The sequence below is a fragment of the Mesorhizobium sp. BHscii genome (assembly GCF_053848065.1).
In genome coordinates this window covers 194,089-215,954 of record NZ_JBSPKW010000006.1, presented here as the reverse complement: position 1 = coordinate 215,954, position 21,866 = coordinate 194,089, and the positions used below count along the sequence as shown (strand labels likewise).

Annotated in this window: 17 protein-coding genes; 15 read left to right on the top strand and 2 right to left on the bottom strand. The window is 63.0% G+C overall.

The features are described from left to right. The first annotated feature begins 192 nt into the window (after window positions 1–192). The 8 genes from tolQ (at window position 193) to ftsH (ending at window position 9,411) form a co-directional block, all read left to right on the top strand. Window positions 193–903, top strand: coding sequence for a protein TolQ (gene tolQ / locus ACWTU7_RS11950; RefSeq protein ID WP_029348869.1), 711 nt, complete (start codon window positions 193–195; stop codon window positions 901–903). A 9-nt stretch (window positions 904–912) separates the two neighbouring features. After that, a complete protein-coding gene (gene tolR, locus ACWTU7_RS11945; RefSeq protein ID WP_065011259.1) occupies window positions 913–1,371 on the top strand; it encodes a protein TolR in 459 nt (152 codons plus the stop codon). Window positions 1,372–1,378: 7 nt separating this feature from the next. Then, window positions 1,379–2,536, top strand: coding sequence for a TonB family protein (locus ACWTU7_RS11940; protein ID WP_455838565.1), 1,158 nt, complete (start codon window positions 1,379–1,381; stop codon window positions 2,534–2,536). Between the two features lie 67 nt (window positions 2,537–2,603). Continuing rightward, window positions 2,604–3,887 carry a Tol-Pal system beta propeller repeat protein TolB gene (tolB, locus tag ACWTU7_RS11935; RefSeq protein ID WP_240992820.1) on the top strand — a complete coding sequence of 428 codons (1,284 nt, stop codon included), beginning with the start codon at window positions 2,604–2,606 and terminating at the stop codon, window positions 3,885–3,887. Window positions 3,888–4,148: 261 nt separating this feature from the next. Next, entirely contained in the window at window positions 4,149–4,655 is a 507-nt protein-coding gene (pal, locus tag ACWTU7_RS11930; protein WP_029348860.1) for a peptidoglycan-associated lipoprotein Pal, read from the top strand. Between the two features lie 188 nt (window positions 4,656–4,843). Then, complete coding sequence (gene ybgF, locus ACWTU7_RS11925; RefSeq protein WP_455838566.1) at window positions 4,844–5,956, top strand: tol-pal system protein YbgF; 1,113 nt, start codon at window positions 4,844–4,846, stop codon at window positions 5,954–5,956. Then, window positions 5,950–7,359, top strand: coding sequence for a tRNA lysidine(34) synthetase TilS (tilS, locus tag ACWTU7_RS11920; protein WP_455838567.1), 1,410 nt, complete (start codon window positions 5,950–5,952; stop codon window positions 7,357–7,359). Before ybgF ends, tilS begins: the two co-directional genes overlap by 7 nt. A gap of 123 nt (window positions 7,360–7,482) precedes the next feature. Beyond that, on the top strand, window positions 7,483–9,411 hold the full coding sequence (ftsH, locus tag ACWTU7_RS11915) for an ATP-dependent zinc metalloprotease FtsH (RefSeq protein ID WP_065011263.1): 1,929 nt from the start codon (window positions 7,483–7,485) through the stop codon (window positions 9,409–9,411). 328 nt (window positions 9,412–9,739) lie between these two features. Here the strand turns inward: ftsH and ACWTU7_RS11910 are convergent, their stop codons facing one another. After that, window positions 9,740–10,450: a hypothetical protein gene (locus ACWTU7_RS11910; RefSeq protein WP_455838709.1), complete on the bottom strand. Its 711-nt coding sequence runs from the start codon at window positions 10,448–10,450 to the stop codon at window positions 9,740–9,742. A 603-nt stretch (window positions 10,451–11,053) separates the two neighbouring features. Here ACWTU7_RS11910 and glmM point away from each other — a divergent pair. The 5 genes from glmM to serA all read left to right on the top strand — a co-directional run bounded on the left by glmM (window position 11,054) and on the right by serA (window position 17,444). Next, complete coding sequence (gene glmM / locus ACWTU7_RS11905; RefSeq protein WP_287330312.1) at window positions 11,054–12,406, top strand: phosphoglucosamine mutase; 1,353 nt, start codon at window positions 11,054–11,056, stop codon at window positions 12,404–12,406. 225 nt (window positions 12,407–12,631) lie between these two features. Beyond that, window positions 12,632–13,462, top strand: a complete 831-nt coding sequence (locus ACWTU7_RS11900) for an outer membrane protein (protein WP_455838568.1) — start codon at window positions 12,632–12,634, stop codon at window positions 13,460–13,462. Window positions 13,463–13,651: 189 nt separating this feature from the next. Further along, window positions 13,652–14,401: an outer membrane protein gene (locus ACWTU7_RS11895; RefSeq protein WP_455838569.1), complete on the top strand. Its 750-nt coding sequence runs from the start codon at window positions 13,652–13,654 to the stop codon at window positions 14,399–14,401. 200 nt (window positions 14,402–14,601) lie between these two features. Continuing rightward, window positions 14,602–15,777: a phosphoserine transaminase gene (locus ACWTU7_RS11890; RefSeq protein WP_455838570.1), complete on the top strand. Its 1,176-nt coding sequence runs from the start codon at window positions 14,602–14,604 to the stop codon at window positions 15,775–15,777. Between the two features lie 68 nt (window positions 15,778–15,845). After that, window positions 15,846–17,444, top strand: coding sequence for a phosphoglycerate dehydrogenase (gene serA, locus ACWTU7_RS11885; RefSeq protein ID WP_127209862.1), 1,599 nt, complete (start codon window positions 15,846–15,848; stop codon window positions 17,442–17,444). A 106-nt stretch (window positions 17,445–17,550) separates the two neighbouring features. Here serA and ACWTU7_RS11880 read toward each other — a convergent pair whose 3' ends face one another. After that, window positions 17,551–18,441 carry a DMT family transporter gene (locus ACWTU7_RS11880; protein ID WP_455838571.1) on the bottom strand — a complete coding sequence of 297 codons (891 nt, stop codon included), beginning with the start codon at window positions 18,439–18,441 and terminating at the stop codon, window positions 17,551–17,553. A 320-nt stretch (window positions 18,442–18,761) separates the two neighbouring features. On the opposite strand from ACWTU7_RS11880, the gene ACWTU7_RS11875 reads away from it, so the two are divergent. Together ACWTU7_RS11875 and ACWTU7_RS11870 are read left to right on the top strand one after the other, a co-directional pair. After that, complete coding sequence (locus ACWTU7_RS11875) at window positions 18,762–20,060, top strand: adenylosuccinate synthase (protein ID WP_455838572.1); 1,299 nt, start codon at window positions 18,762–18,764, stop codon at window positions 20,058–20,060. A gap of 74 nt (window positions 20,061–20,134) precedes the next feature. Next, window positions 20,135–21,790: a hypothetical protein gene (locus tag ACWTU7_RS11870; protein ID WP_455838573.1), complete on the top strand. Its 1,656-nt coding sequence runs from the start codon at window positions 20,135–20,137 to the stop codon at window positions 21,788–21,790. Window positions 21,791–21,866 lie beyond the last annotated feature (76 nt).

Sequence of the window (21,866 nt, the reverse complement as noted above, 5' to 3'; positions counted from 1 at the left end):
TAACCATAACGGTTCATGAAGAGAGTGGTGAAGATTGGAGGAATCCAGCGCCTTCCTTTCACCAACATTTGCCCCGAAAAGGCCGTCAACGGTGCATTTTGGGGTTATTCCGCAAGCGTTGCGCGAACGGACGACAAGGGATGCCCATGGGCCAGCCGCCAGCCGTGCCCGGAAAATCTTAAGGACGTAACCATGGAAAATATCGCACTCGCCGAACCGGGCGCGCATTTGTCGATTTGGGCGCTGTTCATGCAGGCCGGCTGGGTGGTCAAGCTGGTCATGATCGGGCTGCTCTGCGCCTCGATCTGGACCTGGGCGATCATCGTCGACAAGCTCGTCGCCTATGGCCGCATGCGGCTCGCGCTCAATCGCTTCGAACAGGTGTTCTGGTCCGGGCAGTCGCTGGAGGAGCTCTACCGCACGCTCGCCGACCGCAAAACGACCGGCATGGGCGCCATCTTCGTCGCCGCCATGCGCGAATGGAAGAAGAGCTTCGAGAAGGGCGCGAAATCGCCGCTTGGCCTGCAGACCCGCATCGACAAGGCGATGGACCTGGCGCTGACCCGCGAAATGGAAAAGCTGGAAGGACGGCTTGGCTTTCTCGCCACCACCGGTTCGGCGGCGCCCTTCATCGGCCTGTTCGGCACCGTGATCGGTATCATGACCTCGTTCCAGGCGATCGCCGCATCCAAGAATACCAGCCTGTCGGTGGTCGCACCCGGCATTGCCGAAGCGCTGCTGGCCACGGCAATAGGCCTGCTCGCGGCCATCCCCGCCGTCATCGCCTACAACAAGCTGTCGTCGGACGCGAGCAAGATCGCCGTGCGCATGGAAGGGTTCGCGGACGAGTTCTCCGCCATACTCTCGCGCCAAATCGATGAAAAAGTCGCGCAGAAGACCTGAGGAACAATCATGGGAATGTCCGTAGGCGCGGGTGGCGGGGGACGCGGTGGTCGCGGCCACAGGCGGCGCGGCCGCCATCACGCGATGATATCGGAAATCAACGTCACGCCGATGGTCGACGTGATGCTGGTGCTGCTGATCATCTTCATGGTCGCCGCGCCACTGCTGACGGTCGGCGTGCCGATCGACCTGCCGGACACGCAGGCCAAGGCGATGAATGTCGACACGCAGCCGATCACGGTCTCCATCAACTCCGCCGGCCAGATCTATCTCCAGGAGACCGAAATCCCGGTTGAGGAACTGGTGGCGAAGCTGCAGGCGATCTCGAAGACCGGCTATGACGAGCGCATCTTCATCCGCGGCGACAAGTCGACGGACTATGGCACCGCCATGAAGGTGATGGCCCGCATCTCGGCCGCCGGATACAAGAATATCGGCCTGGTTTCACTGCAGGAACAGGATCAATAGACGCAAGATGAGGACCGGCCTCACCACATCGGTGATCTTGCATACGGTCGTGATCGGCTTCGGCCTGTTCACGCTGTCGGCGCCGGCTGCATTGCCGGCGTCCGATGCCGAGTCGCTGGCGGTCGAAATCGTGCCGATGGAAGCGATCGCGCAGATACAGAAAGGCGACAAGAAAGCTGCGGTGAGCGAAAAGCCGGCTCCATTGCCGACCCAGCGTCCGGACATCGTGGCCGACGCGCAGACGGTCGGCGAAAACAGCGTCGATACCGACAAGCCGCCGACGCCGGAACCCAAGCCCCAGCCAGTCGATAAGGCTGAGGCGCCGCCGCCCGCGCCGACGCCGAAAGAAAAGCCGAAGCCCGAGGACGTGCCGAAGCCGAAGGAAGAGCCAAAGCCCATACCGGCGACCGAGGTCGCTCCGGTGCCGCAGCCGAAGGAAGAGGTCAAGCCCGAACCGGTCAAGCAGGCGGAGCCAAAACCGACACCGGCCAAGGAACCGGCGCCGACGCCGCCGCAAGACAAGACCGCCGCCATCGACCCGCAGCCTGAGGTCAAGCCGGACGCCGTCGCCGAGGCCATTGCCAAGGAGCCGCCCACCGAGACGACGCAGCTTCCGGACTCTGCGCCTGCGCCGCAGGCGCGGCCGAAGCCGCAGCCGGCCCAGGCCGAAAGCGCCAAGGCGCCGGAGCGCAAGGACGCCGACAAGCCGGCCAAGGAGGCCTCGTCCAAGCCGAAATCGGAAGAGAAGCAGTTCAACGCCGACGAGATTTCCGCGTTGCTCGACAAGCGGAAGCCGTCCGGCGGCGGCGCCAAGCGTTCAACCCAGCAGGCATCGCTCGGCGGGGACAAGAATCAGGGCCAGAAGCTTTCAAGGTCGGAGCAGGGGGCGCTGGAGGCTCAGCTTGGTGGTTGCTGGACCCTGCCGGTAGGGCTCGAGGGTTCCGAGAATTTCATCGTCGTAGTCCGGTTCAACCTCGACGCCTCCGGCAAGCTGGACGGACGGCCATCTGTCGAAAAGTCGAGCGGAAGCCGCCCGTTCGACGAAAGTGCCGTTCGCGCGGTTCAGAAATGCGATGTGGCCGGCCTGCAGGTTCCCGCAGGCAAACAAGACATCTGGGCCGACGTGCGGGTCACGTTCGATCCGAGGGAGATGCTGGGCCTATAGGTCTGGCGCCCGTAGAATCATTGAAGAGAAGCGAGAAGACATGAAATCCATCCTCAAGCCGCTCCTGATGATCGTAGCGATGGCGCTGGGCATGACTGCCGCCGCCACCTTGCCGGCACGGGCGCTCGTTGAGCTCAACGTCAACAAAGGCAATGTCGAGCCGCTGCCAATCGCCATCACCGATTTCCAGGGCGGCGATGCGTTGGGCGCGGAGATTTCCGGCATAGTCAGCGCAGACCTGAAACGCTCCGGCCTGTTCGCGCCGATCGACAAGAGCGCCTTCATCGAAAAGATCTCCAATCCGGATGCCACGCCCCGCTTCGAGGACTGGAAGGTGATCAATGCCCAGGCGCTGGTCACCGGCAGCGTCAGCAAGGAGGCCGATGGCCGCGTCCGCGCCCAGTACAGGCTGTGGGACACCTTTGCCGGCCAGCAGATGTCGGGCGAGCAGTTCTTCGCCAACGACGCCAATACGAGGCGCGTCGCTCATATCATCGCCGATGCGATCTATGAGCGGCTGACCGGCGAGAAGGGCTATTTCGACACGCGTGTCGTCTTCATCGACGAATCGGGCGCAAAGAACGCGCGCAAGAAGCGCCTCGCCATCATGGACCAGGACGGCGCCAACGTTCGCTATCTGTCGGATGGCAGGTCGATCGTGCTGACCCCGCGCTTCTCGCCAAACCGGCAGGAAATCACTTACATGTCCTACGAAAGCGGCCAGCCGAAGGTCTATCTGCTGCAGATCGAGACCGGGCAGCGCGAACTGGTCGGCGACTTTCCCGGCATGACCTTTGCGCCGCGCTTTTCACCCGACGGCCAGAAGGTGATCATGAGCCTGCTGCGCGACGACGGCAATTCCAACATCTTCGCCATGGACCTGAGAAGCCGCTCGACGACCAGGCTCACCAATTCGACGGCCATCGACACCTCGCCGTCCTATTCGCCGGATGGCAGCAAGGTGGTGTTCACCTCCGACCGCGGCGGCCGCGCGCAGATCTATGTGATGGGCGCCGATGGTTCGGGCCAGACCCGCATCTCCTTCGGCGACGGCGTCTATTCGACGCCGGTATGGTCGCCGCGCGGCGATCTCATCGCCTTCACCAAGCAGACTGCCGGCGAATTCCAGATCGGCGTCATGCGCGTCGACGGTTCGGGCGAGCGTATCCTTTCAACCGGCTTCCAGCAGGAGGGGCCGACCTGGGCGCCCAACGGGCGGGTGCTGATGTTCTTCCGCGATTCAGCCGGCGGGCCGAAACTCGTTTCGGTCGATCTCACTGGGCGCAACGAGCAGTCGATCCCGACCGCGAATTTCGCGTCGGACCCGGCCTGGTCGCCGCTGCTCGAGTAAGCGAGGAAATGAAGAATTGAAGAGATGGAGACGACGGGATTCCTCAATTCTTCAATTCGCTCCTTTCCACGGCTTGGTCGCGTTTTAGCCGCATTTCCGCCTAGGGTCCGCGCACATGTTGCCCCCTCTGGTGGCCTCTGGCAAAACGGCTGCGGACGGCAGCCGAAACCAAATTTTAACCGTGTTTCTTGAACGCCGGTTAACCCAAACGTGGTTACTGGACGATCAACGAAATCACTCGAATTGCGAAGGAGAGGCGGCATGGGCCGTATCGCAGCACTTACTAGAAACCCGGTGATGATCGCGCTGGTGGCGTCGCTCGCCATCGCCGGTTGCGCTTCGAAAAAAACCCCGAACAGCGCCGCCGATCTCGGTCTCAGCGGTGCCGGAGCGGCAACGCCCGGTTCGGCCCAGGACTTCACCGTCAACATCGGCGACCGGATCTTCTTCGACACGGATTCGTCCTCGATCCGCGCCGACGCGCAGACGACGCTTTCGCGCCAGGCCCAGTGGCTGAACCAGTATAGGCAGTATGCCATCGTTATCGAAGGCCATGCCGACGAGCGCGGCACGCGCGAATACAATCTGGCGCTCGGCGCCCGCCGTGCCGCAGCCACCCGCGACTTCCTCGTCGCCAGGGGTGTTTCCGCCCAGCGCCTGAAGACCATTTCCTACGGCAAGGAGCGTCCGGTCGCGGTTTGCGACGACATCTCCTGCTGGTCGCAGAACCGCCGCGCCGTCACCACGATCAGCGGCGCCGGTTCTTGATCGGCAGAAATGCAACACATATGTGCGAAAGGCGGCCGCGGCCGCCTTTTTCATGTCCGGCGCCCGTATATGGGACTTGAAACAAAATTTGGCCGAAGTCCTGCGTCCTGCTAAGAGCCGAGGCGCCAGACGGTCCCACTCCGATCGGAAGGCATGCAACAGGCAAACAATTTCACGGCGAGAGGCACATGCATTTCAGATCGGTCTTGAGCGGCACGCTTGCGCTGCTGCTCGTATCAAGCGTCGCCGCACTTGGTGGCGGTACGGGGGCAAGCGGCAACGAGCAACAACCGCCGAAAGGCGGCTTTTCCTTCCATTTGCCGAAGATCAACTTGCCCGGCGTTTTCGGCGAAAGAAAGAAACCGGATCAGGTTCAATTCGCCCAGGATGGCACCGGCACTACGGCGCTGGAGGAACAGCTGCGCCAGATGAACGGCAAGATTGAGGAGCTCAACTTCCAGGTGCTGCAGATGCAGGAGCAGATCCGCAAGCAGCAGGAAGACAACGAGTTCCGCTTCCAGCAGCTGGAAGGCGGCTCGCAAGGCGCGCAGCAACCGGCCGAGCAGAAGAAGTCGGACGCCACCACCAACACCAACAGCAGCGTCGCCGAGGCTCCGGCCACGCACGCGCCGGCCGATGCGGGCTCACCGCCCGCCGGCGACCAGAGCGGGGAGGTCATCGTCGAATCGCCGACGGGCGAACCCGGCACGGTGATCCCGGGCACGCCGCCGAAGACGTTCGGCACCATCACCGTCGACAAGAACGGCAATGTGATCGACGCCGACGGCAACACGCAGGCACATGCACCGGTGCAGAACACTGCCCCTGCCACCAGCGACCAAGCCCCCGGTGACCAAGGTGCTGGCACGCAGGCCGGCAAGTCCGACGACACGGTGGTCGCGGCGCTGCCCGCCACCGACGACCCCGAGGAGCTTTACCGCAACTCCTACCAGTTCATCCTGTCGGGCGACTACAGCACTGCCGAACAGGGTTTTCGCGACCACATCGCCCGCTTCCCCAAGAACGCCAAGGCGGCGGACGCGCATTACTGGCTGGGTGAGTCGCTGCTCGGCCAGCAGAAATACCGCGACGCGGCTGAGACTTTCCTCGCCGCCAGCAAGGACTATCCGAAGGCCAAGAAGGCTCCCGACATGCTGCTGAAGCTCGGTGTCTCGCTGGTCGGATTGAATCAGCGCGACGTGGCCTGCGCCACTTTCGGCGAGATCGGTAAGCGCTATCCCAACGTTTCCGGCACGCTCAAGGAACGCGTCAAGCAGGAAAGGGCGCTCGCGGCGTGCTGACGCTAGAAACCGAGCCTGACCATTCGGTTTTTTCGCAGATCGACTTTACCAACGGCGCTGTTGCGGCCGTGTCCGGCGGCAGCGACTCGACCGCCCTTCTCCTTCTCCTCAAAGATCACCTCGACCGTACCGCGCCCGCAACGAAATTGCTGGCTGTCACGATCGATCACGGTCTGCGGCCGGGCTCGGCAGCGGAAGCGCAAGCCGTGGCCAGGCTTTGCGTCGGGCGCGGCATTGCCCACCGCACCCTGGTCTGGTCCAGGCGCAAGCCGTCGACCGGCCTGCCGGCTGCCGCGCGAGAGGCACGCTACCGGCTGCTGGCCGAGGCAGCGCAGGCGGAAGGTATCGGCCTGATCCTGACCGGCCACACTGCCGACGACCAGGCCGAGACCGTGCTGATGCGGAAAGCACGCGAGGATGGGGCACGCCAAGATGGGCGAGGTCTCGCCGGCATGGCGCCCGCGACTCTTTACGACTGGCGGATCTGGATCGCACGGCCGCTTCTCGGCACACGGCGGGCGGCGCTGCGCGAAGTCCTGCAGCGCGCGAATGTCGGCTGGGTCGAAGACCCGACCAATGAGGACGAGGCTTTCGAGAGGCCGCGTATCCGCGCGGCACTTGCCGACCGCAATGGTACCCAGCGCGTGGAAGACGCGGTGGCGCTGGCCGCGCGGGCTGCCGTGGAGCGCGAACAGCTTGGCCATCGCGCGGCCGCGCTGATCCGCGGCTTTGCCAGCAGGCCCACCGCCGGCCTTATCCGTCTCGATCCGGGCTTTGCGACGGCCGGCGACGAGGCGGCGGCCGTCTATGCGCTGCGCATCCTGCTGGCGACTGTCGGCGGCGTTGCCTTTCTGCCCGACCAGGTTCGCAGCAAGGCGCTGCTCGATCGGCTGAGGGCCGGACCATCTGGCACAACCCCATTTTTCGCGACCACGTTTTGCGCCACATTGTCGCGGACGGTGGTCGATGCACGGCGTGCCGGCATCTTCCTGCGTCGCGAAACCCGCAACCTGCCGCCCGCTGCTCCTGCCGTGGACAATGCCCTCTGGGACGGCCGCTGGAGGATCACATTGGACGACGAACCAGGTGCACTTTTGATCGCGCCGCTCGGTGCGGCTCGTGCCGCAAAACGGCCAATTGCCGACGACGGCACGCCGCCAAGCCTTGTCCGCGCGGCCCTGGCGGCCGAGCCGGTGCTGTGGCGCGCAAGTGAACTTCTTGGCGAATGCCTCGGTTCGGCGCAGGACAGCCCGGTCTTGCCGGGAATGGCGGCATGCCCGGTGGTCGCGCCCTTTGCCCGCTTCCTGCCGTCCTTCGACCTGGCGCCGGCCGGAACGGTCGCCGCGCTGATCGGCGCGCCGCTTCTTCCTGCCACGCCTTTTAGCGGCCACACTGCCGGTTGATCGTGGGCGAAAGCTTAACCGCGACATGCTGTTCTGCTTGGCAAGGGAAGGCGCCATCCCTATGTTAGACCCAAGTTTCCTCTCACGACGCGTGTCCGCCAGCGGACACCAACGGGACAATTGATGAATCCGAATTATCGCAATCTCGCGCTCTGGGCGATCATAGCGGTCCTGCTCATCGCTCTCTTCAATCTGTTCCAGACGCCGCAGACGCGCGGAGCAGCGAGCGATGTCCCCTATTCGCAGTTCCTGCAGGATGTCGCAGCCGGCCGGGTCAAGACGGTGACCATAGCGGGTGCCCGCATCTCGGGCACGTATACCGACACCTCTACCGGCTTCCAGACCTATTCGCCGGGTGATCCGTCGCTGGTTTCGAGACTCCAGGACAAGAACGTCACCATCAACGCGCGCCCCGAATCCGACGGTTCCAATTCGCTGTTCGGCTATCTCATCTCCTGGCTGCCGATGATCCTCATCCTTGGCGTCTGGATATTCTTCATGCGCCAGATGCAATCCGGCTCCGGCCGCGCCATGGGTTTCGGCAAGTCGAAGGCCAAGCTTTTGACCGAAGCGCATGGCCGCGTCACCTTCCAGGACGTCGCCGGCGTCGACGAAGCCAAGCAAGATCTTGAAGAGATCGTCGAATTCCTGCGTGATCCGCAGAAGTTCCAGCGGCTTGGCGGCAAGATCCCGCGCGGCGTGCTGCTCGTCGGCCCTCCCGGGACCGGCAAGACGCTGCTTGCCCGTTCGGTCGCCGGTGAGGCCAACGTGCCGTTCTTCACCATTTCCGGCTCGGATTTTGTCGAGATGTTCGTCGGCGTTGGCGCCAGCCGCGTCCGCGATATGTTCGACCAGGCCAAGAAGAATGCGCCCTGCATCATCTTCATCGACGAAATCGACGCGGTCGGCCGCCATCGCGGCGCCGGCCTCGGCGGCGGCAACGACGAACGCGAGCAGACGCTGAACCAGTTGCTGGTCGAAATGGACGGCTTCGAATCCAACGAAAGCATCATCCTGATCGCCGCCACCAACCGGCCGGACGTGCTCGACCCGGCGCTGCTCAGGCCCGGCCGTTTCGACCGCCAGGTGGTGGTGCCGAACCCCGACATCGTCGGCCGCGAGAAGATCCTGAAGGTGCATGTGCGCAACGTGCCGCTGGCGCCCAATGTCGACCTCAAGGTGATCGCACGCGGCACGCCGGGCTTTTCCGGCGCCGACCTGATGAACCTCGTCAACGAATCCGCCCTGATGGCGGCGCGGCGTAACAAGCGCCTTGTCACCATGGCCGAGTTCGAGGACGCCAAGGACAAGATCATGATGGGCGCCGAGCGCCGCTCGTCGGCGATGACCCAGGCCGAGAAGGAACTCACCGCCTATCACGAGGCCGGCCACGCCATCCTGGCGCTGAACGTGCCGTCGGCCGATCCGCTGCACAAGGCGACCATCATCCCGCGCGGCCGGGCGCTTGGCATGGTTATGCAGCTGCCGGAAGGCGACCGTTATTCGATGAGCTACAAATACATGATCTCGCGCCTCGCCATCATGATGGGTGGCCGCGTCGCCGAGGAGTTCAAGTTCGGCAAGGAGAACATCACCTCGGGCGCCTCCTCGGACATCGAGCAGGCAACCAAGCTGGCGCGCGCCATGGTCACGCGCTGGGGCTTCTCCGACAAGCTCGGCCATGTCGCCTATGGCGATAACCAGGAAGAGGTCTTCCTCGGCCATTCGGTGGCGCGCACGCAGAACGTCTCGGAAGAGACGGCGCAGATCATCGACGCCGAAGTGCGCCGGCTGATCGACGAGGCCTATTCGACGGCGAAATCCATCCTGACCAAGAAGAAGAAGGAATGGATCGCGCTGGCGCAGGGGCTGTTGGAATATGAGACGCTGTCCGGCGAGGAGATCAAGCAGCTGATCGCCGGCCACAAGCCCGCCCGCGATCTCGGCGACGACACGCCACCGAGCCGTGGCTCGGCCGTGCCGAAGTCCGGCAGCCGCCGCAAGAAGGGCCCGGAGCCCGAAGGCGGCATGGAGCCTCAGCCGTCAAGCTAGGGTCCGGCTCAGGAGATTGATTTCGAAAATCGCCGCGGTGTTGATCGCGGCGTTTTCATTGGAGGGCTGCCAACAGTCGGTCGCGGCCTGAAAACTCCATCGCTTCACCCGGTGCCGGGACTTCTCCACATGGGAGGTAGACGCTGAAGGTTTGCGGAGGCCGTGATGAGGGCCGGTCTCCCCCGCACGGGCCCCGCAAGGGGGAGACCGGCCGTCACCTCCGCGTTTACAAACCTTCAGCACTGCCGGCACAATTTATCGCCGGCAACAGGAAGGCCCGCGAACCTTGCGGTTGGCGGGCCTTCCTGTCTTCAGGTGTTACTGCCGATCAGCTCTTCAGCGCGGCATTGCAAAGGCTGTAGAAGCCGCCACCCTTCTGGATCCACTTGAGGCCACCCAGCGTATCGGCCTCCTTGTTGGCGTGGTACTGGTCGCGGCAGGTGTGCATGCGGCCCTTCGCCGGGGTTTCGCTGCTATACTTGGTGGAGATCGCCTTCGGAAACGTCACACCCTGGGGAGCGGTGACGGTCGGCGTTTCCGGGTGGCTGGTGAGGCTTGCCTGATCGGCTGCCGGCATGGTGTCGTCGTCGGAACCCCCGGCACCGCACTGGCTCATGCGGAAGTCGTTCCACTTCATGCCGTTCAGCGTGTTGCCGGTCTTGGCCGCCTGATACTTGGCGCTGCAATCCGCCCTGCTGAGGCCGTTGCCCGCGTTGGCAGTCGCCGCTGCCTTGGTCGTCGCTGCGGCGGGTTCCACCATCGCGCTGGCGCCGGCGGCGCATTCGCTCTTGCGGAAGTCACTCAACTTCGTGCCGTTCAGCGTGCCGGCGGCCTTTGCAGCCTGGTATTTGGTGCTGCATTCTTCCGCCGTCAGGCCCGGTGCCGCGTCGGTAGTTGCAGCGCTGGTGCTGTCCGCTGCGGCTGGCGTGGCGTCGGCGGCGTCGGTACCGCATTCTGCCTTGCGGAACTGGTTCCAGTTCTGCCCGCCAAGTGTTCCGGCGTCCTTTGCCGCGTTATACTTGGTGCTGCATTCAGTCATGGTCAGCGCATTGGCGGGCGCCGTCAGGAATAAAGTCACGACGGCGAGACCCGTCAAAGTGGCAAGTCGATGGATGAGCATGCGTCTTCTCCCTCCGATGTTCACGATATGTACCAAGCAAGCAGTAGCACTCAACGGCTGGTTGCGCCAGAGGCTAAATGGCGTAAAAGCTGTCGGAAAGTGCATTATTTCGATAAAGTCGTAGCCAGCTCCTGTCCGCCAGGTAGATTTTCCCGAGCGCTTTTGCACGGAAAGCGCGCATAGAGCGGCCCACAGTGAGGGACTGCTGACATGGCGGGTTGGATCGAGTGTCGCCGCTGCGGCGCAACTGAATGCCCGATCCAGGGCCACTCGACCCGCGGATTGCGAGTTCAGTGCCTACTGACTGAGACAACAAAGAATCCAGATGCAGTCTGAAGTTCCTGAACGCTGCTGCCGCAACCAGGCAGGAAACTTGAAAATCCACGCACGAGCGTGACACAAAACACACAAACCAACAATTTTCTAAGGATTGGTGACCTATAATCATGCATTGTGATGATAGGGCGCGGGCCAATTTATGGCATGACGTGCCGGAAAAGAACCATCGGGAAGCTGGCTAGCATGGCAGGAAGTTATTTCGGTACGGACGGCATTCGCGGGCGCGCCAACAGGTTTCCAATGACGGCGGAGGTCGCCATGAGGGTCGGCATGGCCGCCGGCCTTTCGTTCCAGCGCGGCAACCATCGCCACCGCGTCGTGCTCGGCAAGGACACCAGGCTTTCCGGTTACATGATCGAGAATGCGATGGTGTCGGGTCTGTGCGCCGCCGGCATGGACGTGTTCCTGCTCGGCCCGATTCCGACGCCCGCGGTCGCCATGCTGGTGCGCTCATTGCGCGCCGACATCGGCGTGATGATCTCGGCCTCGCACAATCCCTACTACGACAACGGTATCAAGCTGTTCGGCCCAGATGGCTACAAGCTCTCCGATGAGATCGAGGAGCGAATTGAGGGGATGCTCGACAAGGATATCGACCTGGCGCTCGCCGATTCGGACGGGCTCGGCCGCGCCAAGCGCGTCGACGGCGTCCACGACCGCTACATCGAATTCGCCAAGCGCACGCTGCCGCGCTCGATGTCGCTTTCGGGCCTCCGCATCGTCGTCGATTGCGCCAACGGCGCCGCCTACAAGGTGGCGCCCGAGGCGCTGTGGGAACTCGGCGCCGAGGTCGTCGCTATCAATGTCGAGCCCAATGGCTTCAACATCAACAAGGAGTGCGGCTCGACCCATCCGGCCGGCCTGCAGAAGAAGGTCCACGAAGTGCGCGCCGATATCGGCATCGCGCTCGACGGCGATGCCGACCGCGTCGTCATCGTCGACGAGAACGGCGCAATCGTCGATGGCGATCAGATCATGGCGCTGATCGCCGAGTCCTGGCATCAGAGCGGACGGCTGGCCGGCGGCGGCGTCGTCTCGACGGTGATGTCCAATCTCGGCCTCGAACGCTTCCTCGGCGACATGAACCTGCAGTTGCACCGCACCAAGGTCGGCGACCGCTATGTCGTCGAGCACATGCGTGCGCACGGGCTGAATGTCGGCGGCGAACAGTCGGGCCACATCGTGCTGTCCGATTTTTCCACGACCGGCGACGGCCTCGTCTCGGCGCTGCAGGTGCTCGCCTGCATCAAGCGGCAGAACCGGCCGGTCAGCGAACTGTCGAAGAAGTTTGCGCCGGTGCCGCAGCTGCTGAAGAACGTCCACATTTCCGGCGGCAAGCCGCTCGAGGAAGCCCTGGTCAAGGCGGCGATCGAAGATGGACGGCACCGCCTGGGCAAGGCCGGGCGCCTGGTCATCCGGCCATCCGGCACGGAACCGCTCATCCGCGTCATGGCGGAAGGCGACGATCAGCAACTGGTCGAGGCCGTCGTCAACGATATCGTCGAGGTCATTTCGGAAACGCGCAGCGCCGCCTGATCCTGCAGCTTTTGCCAGTTTGAAAGCCCGCCTCCGGCGGGCTTTTTTCGTTGGCTTGCACGCAAATTCTCCGCAGAAATGCCGCGAAAACTCTGAAAGATTTAGAGGCACATGGTTAAGCGATACGGTTAAACGCGTTTTAACTTTTCCAATTCATTATCCACGACTGAAGCCAATCAGATTCGGACGCGTTCGCTGTGCCGAGGGTTCTCAGGGGTGACAAGCATGTTCAATACAGCAAGAATGGCCCTCTTTGCCGCGCTGCTCGCGGGCGTGGCCGGACCAGTGTTCGCCGCCGACTTCGTCGAGCCGCCCGTGGTCGAGCCGGCCCCGCCGCCGCCCGCCTACGAGCAGCCGGTCGAATATGGCGGCTGGTACATTCGCGGCGACATCGACTATCACTGGTCGAAGTTCCGCGGCGGCGACTACATCACCTACGGGCCGGATCCAGGCACCGGCCGCTTTGACAGCGGCAAGCTGGAGGGCGCCTTCTCGGCCGGCGCCGGCGTCGGTTACCAGATCAACCAGCATTTTCGCACCGACCTGACCGCGGACTGGATGAGCAAATCCGATTTCCGCGGCTCGACCAGCGGCATCTGCCTTGATGGAGATCCCTGCACTTCGACCGACACCTCGTCCTATACGGCGCTGCTGCTTCTCGCCAACGCCTATGTCGATATCGGCACCTGGCATGGCATCACGCCGTATGTCGGCGCCGGCATCGGCGGTGCCTGGGTCAAGTGGGATACGCTGCATAACGTCACTGAGGACGGTTCGTTTGAGCATAGCGGCGGCAAAGGCTGGCGTTTTGCCTATGCCGCCATGGCGGGCGCATCCTACTGCCTGACCGATCGTGTCAAGCTCGATGTCGGCTACCGCTACAGCCATATCGAAGGCGGTAAGATGTTCGACTTCGCCAGTGGCGTCGGTCCGGGCCATGACAAAGGCATCAATGTGCACGAAGTGCGCGGCGGCCTGCGCTACCAGTTCGGCAACTCGGGCTGCGCCCAGCCGGAGCCGATCGCCTACGAACCCGAACCGGTCTACACCAAGTAATCGCTTCGAGAGCAGGGTTGCGGACCGCCCGGCGAAAGCCGGGCGGTTTTCGTTTGAGTCAGGAAAGCGCATCAAAATCAAATCGCTAACGTGCTGTTATCCTTAACCGCCACTTAACCACTATGGTTAACAATGCTCTGAAACGGCGCTCGCGATCGCGAATGGCGCCACCTTCGGGAGCCAGGGATCATGACATTCAAATCGCGCATAGCGCTGGCGCTTGCAGCAATCGCCCTGATGCCGCTGTCTCAAGCGCTTGGCGCCGACTACGATCCGCCGATCTATGTCGACCAGGCGCCGGACTATGTGCCGGTCGAAGTCGGTTCGGGATGGTATCTGCGGGGCGATGTCGCTTATTTGCCGGAAAAGAGTTTCGAAGATGAGGACTTCGCCTTCACACCGGCGAGCTTCAGCGACAATGAGGATCCGATCTTTGCCAGCATCGGCTTCGGCTACCATTTCAACGACTATCTGCGGGCCGAACTCAATTTCGGCTATCTGCCCGGCAACAAGATCGGCGTCGGCTATGATGACGGAACGACCGTGGCATCAGCGTCCCTGAAGAACTACGCCTTCTCGGGCATGCTCAATGGCTATGTCGATCTTGGCACCTATGTCGGGATTACGCCCTATCTCGGCGCGGGTATCGGAATCGTCCAGAGCAATCGCAAGCTTTCGGCGAGCTATTTCACCGACAACAATGACCCTACCGACGATTTTGTTCTGCAGGACGACAAGACCCAGTATTCCTTTGCCTATACGCTTAATGCGGGCCTTGCCTATCAAGTGTCTAAGAATGTTTCCGTCGATCTGGGCTATCAGTATTTTTCCGCGCCCGACGCCGAATATGCGACTGCCGAGAGTCTAAATTCCTATCCGATCGACAAAGGGATCAGCAATCATCAGGTTAAGCTCGGGTTGCGCTACGACCTCTGGTAGGAGCTGCGCGGGCGACAATCAAGACGGCGGATCTTCGGGTCCGCCCTCGTTTTCGAGGCCCACGACATTCTCTTCACAGGTGATCAGTATCCTGCCAGCGACAAAAACTTTCCCCTTGACGCCTGACGCCTGAACGCATATCGCCATCCGTGGGCCACCCCTCCCCAACGAGGGGCCACTATCTGGAAGGATAGACCACAATGACGACGCGTACGAAGCCCGGACTCCGTCCGGCAAATCCCAATTTTTCCTCAGGTCCCTGTGCAAAACGTCCCGGCTGGTCGGTCGAGGCGCTGACCAATGCCGCGCTCGGACGCTCGCACCGCGCCAAGATCGGCAAGACCAAGCTCGAACAGGCGATCGAGCTGACGCGAGAGGTCCTCCAGGTTCCGGCAGACTATCGCATCGGCATTGTGCCGGCGTCGGATACCGGCGCGGTCGAGATGGCGCTGTGGTCGCTGCTCGGCGAGCGCGGCGTCGACATGGTCGCCTGGGAGAGTTTCGGTTCCGGCTGGGTCACCGACGTGGTCAAGCAGCTGAAGCTTGCCGACGTTCGCAGGATCGAAGCCGGTTACGGCGCGCTGCCGGATCTGACAAAAATCGACTTTGACCGCGATGTGGTCTTCACCTGGAACGGCACGACATCAGGCGTGCGTGTGCCGAACGGCGAGTTCATTCCGGCCAGCCGCAAGGGCCTGACCATCTGCGACGCGACGTCGGCGGCCTTTGCGCAAAAGCTCGATTTCCAGAAGCTCGATGTCGTCACCTTCTCCTGGCAGAAGGTGCTGGGCGGCGAAGGTGCGCACGGCATGCTGATCCTCAGCCCGCGCGCCGTCGAGCGGCTGGAAAGCTACAAGCCCGCCTGGCCGCTGCCGAAAATCTTTCGCCTCACCTCGGGCGGCAAGCTCATCGAAGGCATCTTCAAGGGCGAGACCATCAACACGCCATCGATGCTGTGCGTCGAGGACTATCTCGACGCGCTGCGTTGGGCGAAGTCGATCGGAGGCCTCGACGCATTGATTGCCCGCGCCGACGCCAATGCCGCCGTTATCGACGGTTTCGTCGACAGATCCGCATGGCTCGGCCATCTGGCCACCGACCCGGCGACGCGGTCGAACACGTCCGTCTGTCTTTCCTTCACCGACCCGGATGTCGCCGCGCTTGATCCCGACGGACAAGCGGCGTTCGCCAAGGGCATCGTCTCGACGCTCGACAAGGAAGGCGTCGCCTACGATATCGGCGCCTATCGCGATGCGCCGCCCGGCCTGCGCATCTGGTGCGGCGCGACGGTCGAGACCTCCGACCTCGAAGCGCTGCTGCCGTGGCTCGACTGGGCCTTTGCCGCACAAAAGGCGTCGCTCAAGGCGGCTGCCTGAGTTTCCCGTGGCGGCCCTCGGGGCCGCCCATTCCCAAACGGATCAAATCTCATTTGAAGGAGGCCGCCATGGCGCCCCGCGTTCTCGTCTCAGACAAACTCTCCACCACTGCCGTTCAGATCTTTAGGGATCGCGGCATCGACGTCGACTACCTGCCCGACCTCGGCAAGGACAAGGAAAAGCTGCTCGAAGTGATCGGCCAGTATGACGGCCTCGCCATCCGCTCGGCGACCAAAGTCACCGAAAAGCTGATCAACGCCGCCACCAGGCTCAAGGTGGTCGGCCGCGCCGGCATCGGCGTCGACAATGTCGACATCCCGGCGGCGAGCCGCAAGGGCATCATCGTCATGAACACGCCGTTCGGCAATTCGATCACCACCGCCGAGCATGCCGTCGCCATGATCTTCGCCCTGGCCCGCCAGATACCGGAAGCCAATGCCTCGACCCATGCCGGCAAATGGGAAAAGAACCGCTTCATGGGCATCGAGATCACCGGCAAGACGCTGGGCATCATCGGCTGCGGCAATATCGGCTCGATCGTGGCCACGCGCGGCGTCGGCCTGAAGATGCACGTCATCGCCTTCGACCCGTTCCTGTCGGACAGCCGCGCCGAGGAGCTCGGCGTCGAGAAGGTCGAACTGGACGAGCTGTTCACCCGCGCCGATTTCATCACTCTGCACACGCCATTGACCGACAAGACGCGCAACATCATCGACGCCGCGGCGATCGCCAAAATGAAGACCGGCGTGCGCATCATCAACTGCGCCCGTGGCGGGCTGATCGTCGAGGCCGACCTGATCGCGGCGTTGAAAAGCGGCAAGGTGGCGGGCGCTGGCATCGATGTGTTCGAGGTAGAGCCGGCGGAGAAAAGTGAGCTGTTCGGCATGGAGCACGTGGTGGCGACGCCGCATCTCGGTGCGTCGACGATGGAGGCGCAGGAGAATGTCGCCCTGCAGGTCGCCGAGCAGATGGCCGACTATCTGATCAAGGGCGCTGTTTCCAACGCCATCAACATGCCGTCGATCACCGCTGAAGAAGCGCCGCGCCTGAAGCCTTTCGTCAAGCTTGCCGAAGTGCTCGGCGCCTTTGTCGGCCAGGTCACCGAGGATCCTATCAAGGAGGTCGAGATACTGTTCGACGGCTCGACCGCGACGATGAACACGCGCGCGCTGATCAGCGCCACTCTTGCCGGGCTGATCCGGCCGCAGGTCTCCGACGTCAACATGGTGTCGGCGCCGATCATGGTGAAGGAGCGCGGCATCATCGTCGCCGAGGTCAAGCGCGACAAATCCGGCGTGTTCGACGGCTACATCAAGCTGACGGTCAAGACCGAGCATAGGACGCGTTCGATTGCCGGCACCTGCTTCTCGGACGGCAAGCCGCGCTTCATCCAGATCAAGGGCATCAACCTCGACGCCGAGGTCGGCCAGCACATGCTCTACACGACGAACGCCGATGCGCCCGGCATCATCGGCTTGCTCGGCACGGTCTGCGGCGAGAACGGCGTCAACATCGCCAACTTCCAGCTCGGCCGCAACCGGCCTGGCGGCGATGCCATTGCACTGCTTTATCTCGATGCGCCGTTCCCGGAAAACGTGCTGGAACAGGTGCGGGCGCACAAGTCGATCGACTCCGCCAAGCGGCTGCATTTCGATGTGGGCGCCTGAATAATGCCCGCGCCCCGCGTGCTCTACAAGCACGCGGGGCGCTTCGACAATGTGGCTGAAAGGCTCTGGATTGCACCATCCCCATGCGGCGTCGAATATTTGCCGGCTAAATCGCCATCTTCCTTCCGCTGTATTCGGCAAGGCTGATACCGCCAAGCACCAGCACCAGGGCCAGTCCCTGATAGAGCTGGAATGTCTCACCGACGATCAACACCGACAGGAGCGTGCCGAAGATCGGCACCAGGTTGATGAACAGGCCAGCCCGGTTGGCGCCGATCAGTTCGTTGCCCCTGATGTAAAAGATCTGCGAGACGACTGAGGCACCGATCGCGGTGTAGAACGCTATCGCCCAGCCGCGCGCATCGGGCACGATGACCTTGCCGGCGGCCAGTTCCCACAGGAAGAAAGGCAGCGAGGTGACAAGTGCGGCAATCGACAGCGCCAGCATCAGGCTTTGCCAGCGTATAGCCGGCTTCAGCCGCAGCCCGACCGAGTAGAAGCTGTAGCAAAGCACCGCGATCAGCATGATGGCGTCGCCGAAGTTGAGATCCAGCTTGAGAAGCTGGCGCAGATCGCCATGGCTGGCTGTCAGGGCGACACCGACAATCGTCAGCACGACGCCGGCGATCTGCACCCGGTTCACACGCAGGCGAAACAGCACGAAATTGGCGAGGATGATCACGATCGGTATCGCTGCCTGCTCGATCGAGACGTTGATCGCCGTCGTGTAGTTGAGCGCCGTGTAGAAGATCGCGTTGAAGAAGGTGAAGCCGCAAGCGCCGAGCCCGCCAAGCAGCAACCAATGCTTGCGCACCACCGGCCAGTCCTCGCGCAGCGTTCGCCAGCCGAGCGGCAGCATGATCAGAACGGCCAGAACCCAGCGCAGGAAGACCAGCGTCATCGGCGAGATGTGGTCGACCGCCAGCTTGCCGGCCACGGAGTTGCCGCCCCACAGCAAGGTGGTGAACAGCAGGAACAGATAGGCGGTTCGATGCATAGCTAAAATTTCCGGCCGGGAGGGCAGGCGAAGGGTCTTTTGCCGACCTATTGTGGTGGTTCGCCCAAGTAAATGATGTCAAAGGCGAAAATTGTTGTGCCTGAGGGCGCTTTCGGCGGTAAAGAATGGTCGCGCTCGCCCGGTCTTGACGTTATAGAGCGACGTGCGTCCACTGGACGGACAAAGTACGCGTCTCAAGGCTTGAATGTTCGCATCGTGCTTTCCGAAAATCGATTCCGATTTTCGGGCCTATGCGATAGAAGCCTGTCGTTTCGAACTATTTCAAGCCGCTCCGAGCGGCGCCTCAAGGGAAAAGAAACATGGCCAATGTGGTGGTCGTCGGCTCGCAATGGGGCGACGAGGGCAAAGGCAAGATCGTGGACTGGCTGTCGGAACGCGCCGACGTCGTCGTACGCTTCCAGGGCGGCCACAATGCCGGCCATACGCTGGTCGTCGACGGCAAGGTCTACAAGCTGTCGCTGCTGCCGTCCGGGGTGGTGCGGCAAAGCAAGCTGTCCATCATCGGCAATGGCGTCGTCTTCGATCCGCACGCCTTCGTCGCGGAAGTGGCGAAATTGAAGGCGCAAGGCGTCGAGGTGACGCCGGAGCGCCTGAAAATAGCCGAAAACACCGCGCTTATCCTGTCCTTGCACCGGGAGCTGGACGGATTCCGCGAAGACGCCGCCACCAATTCCGGGACGAAGATCGGCACGACCCGTCGTGGCATCGGCCCCGCCTATGAGGATAAGGTGGGCCGGCGCGCGGTCAGGGTGATGGATTTGGCGGATTTGGAAACGCTGCCCTTGAAGGTCGACAGGCTGCTGACGCACCACAATGCGCTGCGCCGTGGGCTCGGCCACGCCGAAGTCACGCATGACGCAATCATGAGTGAGCTGATTTCGGTCGCCGACGAGATTCTGCCCTATATGGACCGTGTCTGGAAGATCCTCGACGACAAGCGCCGCGCCGGCGAACGCATCCTGTTCGAGGGCGCGCAAGGCACGCTGCTCGACATCGACCACGGCACTTATCCGTTCGTCACCTCGTCCAACACGGTAGCTGGTCAAGCCGCCGCCGGATCCGGCGTCGGCCCGGGTGCCATCGGCTATGTACTCGGCATCACCAAGGCCTATACGACGCGTGTCGGCGAAGGTCCGTTTCCGACCGAACAGAAGAACGAGATCGGCGAGTTCCTGGGCACGCGTGGCCATGAGTTCGGCGTCGTCACCGGCCGCAAGCGCCGCTGCGGCTGGTTCGATGCCGTGCTGGTTCGTCAGGCCGTGGCCGTCAACGGCATCAAGGGCATTGCGCTGACCAAGCTCGACGTGCTCGACGGGCTGGACGAGATTAAGGTCTGCACCGGCTACCGTCTCGATGGCGAGGCGATCGATTATCTACCGGCCAGCCAGGGTGCGCAGGGGCGCGTCGAACCAGTCTACGAGACGCTGGAGGGCTGGAAAGGCACCACCGCCGGCGCCAGAAGCTGGAACGATCTGCCGGCCCAGGCAGTCAAATATGTCCGTCACATCGAGGAGCTGATCGGCGCGCCGGTCGCACTCCTTTCCACCAGCCCTGAACGGGACGACACAATACTTGTGACCGATCCGTTTCAAGACTAGATTCTCAGCCGTTCCGGGCATCGCGGCCGATTTGCGGGGGCCGGCCCAGAAACGAAATGCAGGTCAACTGAAGCATGGCAGATTTTGTTGGTGCTCTGAAAAAGACGCTCGATAAACTCGACAACCCGACGCCGGAGATACGCGCGAGGGTCTATGACAAGGCCCGTTCGACGATCGCGGACAAGCTGGCCAAGAACATACCGCCGCTGGCGCCTTCGGTCGTTGCCCAGCATAAGCGCACCCTGGAGGACGCCATCGCCAGCGTCGAGCGGGAGTACGCCAAGCCTGCGCCGGCATCCGATCCGCTGTCGGAGCTGGAGGATATCTTCTCCTCCATCGACCGCAACAAGAACCAACCCAGCCACGTTCGGCAGCCGGCAAAGGCCGAGCCGGCATGGCAACCGGCAAAGACCGAGCCGACGTGGCAGCCGGCGCCTGCCGCCAAAGCCGCGCCGAATTGGCAAAAACCGCCATCCGTTGCTTCTCCGCCAGAGCGCACCGATGCGGTGCCTTCGGACGCGGATTTTCCGGCGGCGGACGAGAAGATCGATACGTTTCGAGACGATGTCTTTCCCAACGACGAGGAGCCGGCGCCGGACACCTTTCAGCGTCTGCGTCCTGCCGAGCGCAAGCGCAGCTATGGCGGGCTGATCGCCGCTGTCGTCGCTTTGCTCGTCATCGCCGGCGGCGGGTACGGCGTCTGGCTGAACAAGGACGCGTTCAGCAATATGATGGGTCTCAACAGCACGACTGTTGCAACCATAGAACCGTTGGTGAAGCCGACCCCGGCCGAGCCGGCTCCCGAGGCCGCGGCAAGGCCCCCGGCCGCCGCGGCTCCAACGGATGCCGAGGGCACAAAGTTCACCCAGCGGCTGACACCGGAGGGCGGTGAGGTCGATCCCGGCCCCGCTTCAGGACAAAGCGGTATCGGAGAGGGCGAATCCGTCGCAGCACTGACCACACCGCCGCCGGCCGCACCTGCGCCTACAGCGCCGGCCGGCGATACGCCAGCCACGACTGCGCCCGCCACGCCGGGCGCTGCCCCCACAACACCGCCTGCCGATGAAGCAACGCCGGCGCCGGCGGCGCCGACCGATAGCGCAGCCGCCCCGGCAGCGCCGGCCCCGGGTGCTGCGCCGGCCGCGCCGACAGCCGCGCCTGCGGAAACCGCGCTGGCGGTCGGCCAAAAGGCAATCTTCTACGAGGAGCGTACCAGCACCGCCCAAGGCTCGGCCGAGCCCGGCAGCATCGTCTGGTCGCTGGTGCAGGAATCGCCCGGCGGCAATCTGCCGCCCGAGCCGGCAATCCGCGCCGAAGCGAGCATTCCGGGCAAGGACGTGCAGCTGCGCATGACCATCCGCCGCAACACCGACCAGACGCTGCCGGCCAGCCACATCATCGAGATGATCTTCCTGACGCCCGATGGTTTCGACGGCGGCGGCGTCGACAATATCCTGCGCGTCGCCATGAAGGGCTCTGAACAGGATGCCGGCAGCCCGCTGATCGGCATCCCGGCCAAGATCGCCGACGGCTTCTTCCTGGTCGCTCTCAACGACACCAAGGCGGACGAAGACGCCAATCTGACCTTGCTCCGGGGGCAGAACTGGATCGACGTGCCGGTCGTCTACAAGACCGGACGGCGGGCGCTGCTCACCATGGAAAAGGGCATTCCCGGCGAGAAGGTGTTCGACGAGGCGCTGAAGGCCTGGCAAACAAAGACGGCGGGCTGAGGCCGGCTCACCAGCCTCAACGCTCCCTTTGGCTCAAAAACCTTGGAACAGCATGTCGAGTGCGGCCACGATGTCG